This window comes from Streptococcus lishijunsis, from assembly GCF_047290665.1.
Lineage (GTDB): Bacteria > Bacillota > Bacilli > Lactobacillales > Streptococcaceae > Streptococcus.
The window spans coordinates 1-7,521 of record NZ_JBLBUC010000034.1; the positions used below are offsets into that span (position 1 = coordinate 1).

Genomic DNA, 7,521 nt, shown 5'->3' on the forward strand with positions numbered 1-7,521 from the left:
AGCTTCTAGTGAATTTTTGTTTTTTCACTGTCCACTATAAGGGGAGTATATCAAAGAGTGGGTGTTTTTAAGTTCTTCTTGCCAGTTGAAGAAAGCTTCTCTGACATAAGAGATAAAATAGAGTGAACCAGTGACAACATAGCACTTTTCAGGGTGGCGTTTAGCTTGTAAAAACCAGTCGTTGAGACTATCTAGTCTAGGGTAGTTATCTGGATAGTCGTCTAGCGCTCTTGCCTCGTAAAAAGGAAAGCTAGTAACAGAGACGTGGTAGGCGTTTAACTGGTTGAGAAGGGGTGTGATCGGTTTTCGCTTTAAGCCAGCGACTAAGAAGTGACAGGGGCGTTTTTCCTGCTCAAGGCTTTGCAGTAAACTGTCCATTCCAGAAGGATTGTGAGCCCCATCAATCATTAGATTATCTAAAAGCCACTCGCTACGCCCGTAAAGTGTGACAGGCTTTAAAATAGCAGCAAAACGTTGAGGGTCCAAGAGAGGAAATTGAGCCTTTAGGTACAGGGCTGTCTGAATGGCTAAGCAAGCATTGATTTGTTGGTGATAGCCTTGCATAGCTAAGCAAATAGGGCCTAACAGAAGGTTCTTGTTTTCGACATAAAAGTCATTGCCTTGGCTATGGAGATAAAAGTCATGGTGAATCCGATAGAGGGGAGAGTGGGTTTTATGTGCTTTATGATAAAAGACTTCTAGAGCGTCTTGGTTTAGCTCTCCGACAAAGACAGGCTCTTTATCTGTTAAGACACCAGCCTTGTGTTTAGCGATATCGCTTAAATGCTCTCCTAAGGTATCCATATGATCATAACTGATAGAAGGACAGATGACGGCTAAGGCATGAAAACAGTTGGTAGCATCCTCTAGCCCACCGACACCAGCTTCGATAATAGCCATATCAGGTCTTTCTTGCTTAAAATAGCAAAACATGATAAGCGTAACCAATTCAAACTCGGTAATACGACCAAGATGATGCGGAAGATCCTTAAGAAGTGGCTTTATCTTTAGACAGATAGCCTCAAGATCTTGGTCGGCTATAGGTTTCTTATCAATAGCTATCCGTTCGTTAAATGAGGTGATATAAGGAGAGGTAAAGGTACCACAACGATAGCCACTAGCGCTCAACAATGCTTGGAGATAAGCAGTTGTAGAGCCTTTACCATTAGTCCCTACGACATGGACAAGAGGGACGTTGTCTTGCGGATTGCCTAGTTGTTCTAATAAAAAAGCCATGCGGTCGTGATTGGGACGTCGTCCATTTGCCTTATGCGAATGAATCCAAGCTAAGGTATCCATCTTATTTCCTTTCTTTATGTGAGAAAGCCGACTGAAAAATTCAATCGGCTAGGGGCTGGTTATGGGGTACTTGTCACAGTACTTTCAGACTCAGTTGGGGTATCAAGGTTACTTGATGTTGCTTCTTCACTGCTCGTTTGGCTAGTTGTCGCCTCACTGCTTGCAGTCGAGGTGTCAGTAGTATCATAAGCTTGGGTGTTGTCATTTTGGATGACAGTATCATTGGTGCTTGTTGTCGTATCGGTATTGGCGCCAGCAGACGTTGCGTCTTTTTCTTTGATGACTACGGTCGTTTTAGTCGTTGATTGGTCAGTGGAAGACTGATTTTTGGAGCCATTTAAGGCATTATTGATAGTGATACTTGCGACAATGATACTAAAAATACTGGCTAGTAGGGCAACTGTTTTTTGCAGTGCTGAAAAGCCTGTTTTGATATGTTTGGTTGGATTTTTGGCTGTTGTTTTTGGTTGATTCTGATGCTTTTCTTGTCTTGAATAATGTTCTGACATAAAGAAAGCCTCCTTTTAGCTAAGATTCATCGTAGTAGAGGGCGAAAAATCCCCACTACTGTCATTATATGATTTTATCTTGAAAAAAGCGACCAAAAACTGTATCTCTCTTACTGACCATTATCAAAGAATTTGTTATAATAGTAAAGATTGTAAAGAAAGAGACTTCTTTTTGAGGACATAAGTGATATGATTTATTTTGATAATGCAGCAACAACGAAGCCTTATGGTGATGTGCTAAAGACTTTTCAAGAAGTATCCACTAAGATTTTTGGCAATCCTTCTAGTCTTCATCGTCTGGGAGACAGCTCTAGTCGGATAGTGGAAGCGAGTCGCAGGCAGATAGCTGATTTATTAGGAGTATTGCCTAGTGAGGTGTATTTTACCTCTGGAGGAACAGAAAGTGACAATTGGGCGCTTAAAGGCACTGCCTTTGAAAAAGAGCGCTATGGTAAACATATCATCATCTCAGCTATTGAACACCCAGCGGTAAAGGAATCGGCTGCTTGGCTTGGTGAACATGGGTTTGATATTGATGTGGCACCTGTTAATTCACAAGGTATCGTAGATGTGGCAAAACTGGCTGAACTATTGCGACCAGACACGATTTTGGTATCTGTTATGGCAGTTAACAATGAAATCGGAGCTATTCAGCCTATTGAGACTATCTCAGAGTTGTTAGCTGATAAGCCGACCATTACCTTTCATGTCGATGCTGTGCAGGCGATTAGTAAGATACCTGTAGCGAGCTATCTGACAGAGCGTGTGGATTTGGCTTCGTTTTCAAGTCATAAGTTTCACGGTGTTCGTGGTGTCGGTATTCTTTATAAAAAAGATGGCAGACGCCTTGAGTCGTTATTGACAGGTGGAGGCCAAGAGCAACGACTACGCTCGACAACTGAAAATGTCGCAGGGATTGCGGCAACAGCGCGTGCACTGAGAATGACTTTCTCAGATGAAAAAGGGAAAGTAGCGCGTTTATTAGCCATGCGTGATAGCTTATTAGATGGGCTTAGCCGTTACGAAGATATCCTGTTGTTTTCTGGCAAAGAGGACTTTTCCCCAAATATCATCACCTTTGGGCTGAGAGGTGTGCGTGGTGAGGTGATGGTTCATGCTTTTGAAGAGCATGATATCTATGTCTCGACGACGTCTGCTTGCTCTTCAAAAGCGGGCAAACCAGCAGGGACTCTAATTGCCATGGGGATTTCACCTAAAGAAGCTCAAAGTGCCATTCGTATTAGTTTAGATGATGACAATGATATGAGCCAAGTTGAGCAATTTCTCACTATTTTCAAACATATTTATGATAAAACAAAGAAAGTCAGAGGTTGATATGCAGTATTCTGAAATTATGGTACGCTATGGTGAGCTCTCTACTAAGGGAAAAAACCGTATGCGTTTTATCAATACCCTAAAAAATACCATTAAAAATGTTCTCTCGATTTATCCTGAGGTGAGCGTGCAAGCAGATAGAGATAGAGCCCATGTCTATCTCAATGGGACGGCTTATGAGCCTGTTGCGGAGTCTCTAAAAGAGATTTTTGGGATCCAAGCTTTTTCACCTGTCTATAAGGTGGATAAGACTGTTGAGGCCATCAAAAAAGCTGTGCAAGACATCATGACAAGCATTTATCATGAAGGGATGACCTTTAAGATTACCGCAAAACGCAGTGACCATCAGTTTGAGCTAGATAGTCGTGAGCTCAACCAAGTGATGGGAAGTGCTGTCTTTGAGGTCTTACCAGAGATAAAAGCACAGATGAAATCTCCTGAGATCAATTTAACCATCGAAGTGCGTGATGAGGCGGCTTACCTTTCTTACGAGCAAATCAAAGGCGCAGGAGGACTTCCTGTGGGGACAGCAGGCCGTGGGATGCTGATGTTGTCTGGAGGGATTGACTCACCTGTCGCAGGCTATCTCGCCCTCAAGCGTGGTGTTAATATTGAGGCGGTGCATTTTGCTAGTCCACCTTATACTAGTCCAGGTGCTTTGAAAAAAGCCCAAGATTTGACGCGTAAATTGACACGATTTGCAGGGAATATCCAGTTTATCGAAGTTCCTTTTACAGAGATTCAAGAAGAAATCAAGGCTAAGGCGCCTGAAGCTTACTTGATGACTTTGACGCGTCGTTTTATGATGCGTATTACAGATCGTATCCGACAAGAACGCTCTGGACTTGTGATTATCAATGGTGAGAGCCTTGGGCAAGTAGCTAGTCAGACTTTGGAGTCTATGCAGGCTATCAATGCGGTAACCAATACGCCTGTTATCCGTCCAGTAGTGACTATGGATAAGCTGGAAATTATAGATATTGCCCAAAAAATTGATACGTTTAATTTATCTATCCAACCGTTTGAAGATTGTTGCACAATTTTTGCACCTGATCGCCCTAAAACGAATCCTAAGATTAAAAATGTCGAGCAGTATGAAGCACGTCTTGATGTGGAAGGGTTGGTAGAGCGAGCTGTGGCAGGTATTATGATCACAGAGATTAAGCCCGAGCTAGAGAAGGATAATCTTGATCATTTGATTGAAGACTTGCTTTAGAGAGCAAAAAAGCAGGCTAAGTGTCAGCCCCAGATAAAATGAACAGTAAAAAAGTTAGCTTCTTAGAAGGTATGACTCCCTTATCATTAGGGAGCATACCTTTTTAGTTTTCTTGTTGCGCTTTTGAAAGCGTTTGTAATTGTAAAAATAGATATAGTCATCAAGTTCTTCAAAGGTCTCCTCCTTTCTCAGTGATAGCGCTCCATTTTAAAACGCCTAAAGAAGCTCTCAATCGGCACATTATCAATACACTTCCCAAGCTGGGATATGGTGTTGTCTTTGTGCAAGACGCTCGTGAGTCAGTGAGCGACTATCTTCTACGTTGACACTGAGGGCTCTCGTCCAACTTTTTTAAGAGAGCATTCTCTATTGCTAAAAGACGGTTGCCTTCTTTCACTTGTTTCACTTTTAAGCGAAGTTGCTCCTCACTTGACAGGCTAGACTGACTAGCTAAACCTTTCCCACGACGATTTTTTAGACTCTGATGACCTTCTTTTTCGTTCTTTCTTACTTGAGAGAATTTTAGATAGAATGGGACGATTTTTAGCTTGTCTTCAATAAAGGGTGGACATACGAAAACTCCCCTTATAGCTTCCAGTGAAGTTTTGTTTTTCACTGTCCACTATAAGAGGAGTAAACACTCAGACGTTCTTTTCCTTCTCTTACTTTTGATTTTAGTCCCATCGGTCATCTCTATCCATATAGCATGTCCTTTTATGCTGTCTATAATACAGTTTTAAAATCCTGAAAAGATCTCTTCCCCAAAGTCTATATCCCTAAATCATTGTGCTTAGGAACCATTCGAAACAACATAGCTCTAAAACAATTATCATCTTTAGCACTGAATGTCTTTAGCTTAGGAACCATTCGAAACAACATAGCTCTAAAACAAGTCAATCGGATATATAGAGATATGAGATGCTTAGGAACCATTCGAAACAACATAGCTCTAAAACACATCTTCTAAAATAGACTCAAACAGCCCCGCTTAGGAACCATTCGAAACAACATAGCTCTAAAACCTTGCCTAGAAGCCGTTTGAATTTTAGACGGCTTAGGAACCATTCGAAACAACATAGCTCTAAAACTTTGTGAAGAAATATTTAATGAAGAATTTGGCTTAGGAACCATTCGAAACAACATAGCTCTAAAACAACCTATGTTTAAGTTAGTTTTAACTGACGGCTTAGGAACCATTCGAAACAACATAGCTCTAAAACCTCGTAGATGTTTTTTCTTGAGATTTCGTAATCGCACTATTCATCCTAGTCAGATGCTTGCCTCAAATAGCCCCTTAATAAGGCTATTATAGCACATTTAAAGTCAATAATATAGCCCTTTATTTGAGTCTTTTTTAAACTAATAAGTTGACCTTATCATTAAGATAAGCTATAACAAGCTTATAGGAACTATTCGAAATAACATAGTGAGTTAAAATAAGGTTTATCCGTTCACATTTTGCGCACCGATTCGGTGCTTTTTTTCTTGCTTGCTAAAAAGATTGTGCAACCGATTGCATATGTGGTATAATCACTATGAAGACTAAAGGTGATGAAAAAAGGAGATCATATGGTAAATGAGACATTGATGCAAGGGTTTGAGTGGTACTTAGCTGCAGACGGGAGCCACTGGGAGCGTTTGACGGAAGAAGCGCCACATCTAGCAGAGCTAGGGATTACAAAGCTATGGTTGCCGCCTGCTTGTAAGGCAACTAGCAGTGATGATGTGGGTTATGGTATTTATGATTTGTTTGACTTGGGTGAGTTTGACCAAAAAGGGACAGTGCGGACTAAGTATGGTTTTAAAGATCACTATCTGGCATTGATTGCAAGATTGAAAGCGTGTGGCATTTCGCCTATTGCTGATGTGGTTTTAAATCACAAAGCCGCCGCTGATGGCTTGGAGCGTTTTTGGGTAGTTGAGGTCGATAGTGACGATCGCACCAAAGTCTTGAGCGATCCATTTGAGATAGATGGGTGGACACGATTTAGCTTTTCAGGGCGCCAAAAGCACTATAATGACTTTGAGTGGCATTGGTATCATTTTACAGGGACAGATTATGATGCTAAAAGAGGGCGCAGTGGCATTTATCAGATACAAGGCGACAATAAAGGGTGGGCCCTAGATGATTTGGTTGATAATGAAAATGGGAATTATGATTATCTTATGTATGCTGACCTTGATTTTAAGCATCCAGAGGTTGTTGACAATCTACGTGAATGGGCTAAGTGGTATATTGATACGACTGGTGTTGAGGGCTTTCGTTTAGATGCGGTAAAGCACATTGACTCCTTTTTTATGAATCATTTTATCAGGCAAATCAAGGAGCGCTATGGGGATGATTTTTATGTCTTTGGCGAATATTGGAATAGTGATTTAGAGGACAATCGTCATTATTTGGAGCAGACCCATTTTCGATTTGACTTGATTGATACACGCCTGCACTACAATCTGTATGAAGCAGGTGAGGCTGGTGATTCTTATGATTTACGTCAGATTTTTGAGGGTACCTTAGTGCAAGCCTTTCCTGATAAGGCAGTCACTTTTGTGGATAATCATGATACGCAAAGAGGACAAGCCTTGGAGTCAAGTGTAGCTGATTGGTTCAAACCTCTAGCTTATGCGTTGATTTTGCTACGCCAAGATGGGCTTCCTTGTGTTTTTTATGGGGATTATCATGGTATTTCTGGACAGTATGCTCAAGAAAGCTTTAAAGAGAGTTTAGATAAGCTCTTGTTCGCTCGCAAACATCTGGCTTATGGCGCTCAAGAAGATTATTTTGATGACCCTCATTGTATTGCATGGGTACGTAGAGGGGAGGTAAACGCTCCCTTAGCAGTTGTTGTAAATAACGCCCAAGAAACGAGTAAGCGTCTTTATATCGGTAGCCAGTGGGCTAATCAGGTTTTTTATGATCTGATGAGCTCTCGTGATGACGCTATCATAATTGAAGCAGATGGTTGGGCGACATTTCCAGTAGGGGAAAAAAGCCTTAGCGTCTGGTCTAAAAAGGATTAGAAGATGACATTTGTCATCTCAAAGCATGACAAAATCACCTAGTGGGTATCTTTAGAATGGGGTATAGTGAATATAACATCATAATCATATGAAAAGGCAACACTTTTCTGTACACATTTTATAAAGTGTTTTTCTTAAGTGATG

At 41.1% G+C, this 7,521-nt stretch carries 5 protein-coding genes and 1 CRISPR repeat array; of the genes, 3 read left to right on the forward strand and 2 right to left on the reverse strand.

Features of this window, described 5'->3' with window-relative positions; translation table 11 throughout:
• Window positions 1-24: 24 nt before the first annotated feature.
• Window positions 25-1,299, reverse strand: coding sequence for a bifunctional folylpolyglutamate synthase/dihydrofolate synthase (locus tag ACLN19_RS08720; protein ID WP_413385422.1), 1,275 nt, complete (start codon window positions 1,297-1,299; stop codon window positions 25-27).
• Window positions 1,300-1,358: 59 nt separating this feature from the next.
• A complete protein-coding gene (locus tag ACLN19_RS08725; RefSeq protein WP_413385425.1) occupies window positions 1,359-1,808 on the reverse strand; it encodes a DUF6556 family protein in 450 nt (149 codons plus the stop codon).
• A 189-nt stretch (window positions 1,809-1,997) separates the two neighbouring features.
• Here ACLN19_RS08725 and ACLN19_RS08730 point away from each other — a divergent pair, with 189 nt between their 5' ends.
• The 3 genes from ACLN19_RS08730 to ACLN19_RS08745 all read left to right on the forward strand — a co-directional run bounded on the left by ACLN19_RS08730 (window position 1,998) and on the right by ACLN19_RS08745 (window position 7,377).
• Window positions 1,998-3,143: a cysteine desulfurase family protein gene (locus ACLN19_RS08730; protein ID WP_413385428.1), complete on the forward strand. Its 1,146-nt coding sequence runs from the start codon at window positions 1,998-2,000 to the stop codon at window positions 3,141-3,143.
• Window position 3,144: 1 nt separating this feature from the next.
• Entirely contained in the window at window positions 3,145-4,359 is a 1,215-nt protein-coding gene (gene thiI, locus ACLN19_RS08735; protein ID WP_413385431.1) for a tRNA uracil 4-sulfurtransferase ThiI, read from the forward strand.
• A 788-nt stretch (window positions 4,360-5,147) separates the two neighbouring features.
• Window positions 5,148-5,579: a CRISPR direct-repeat array (repeat unit 36 nt; unit sequence GCTTAGGAACCATTCGAAACAACATAGCTCTAAAAC).
• A 349-nt stretch (window positions 5,580-5,928) separates the two neighbouring features.
• Complete coding sequence (locus ACLN19_RS08745; RefSeq protein WP_413385434.1) at window positions 5,929-7,377, forward strand: alpha-amylase; 1,449 nt, start codon at window positions 5,929-5,931, stop codon at window positions 7,375-7,377.
• Window positions 7,378-7,521 lie beyond the last annotated feature (144 nt).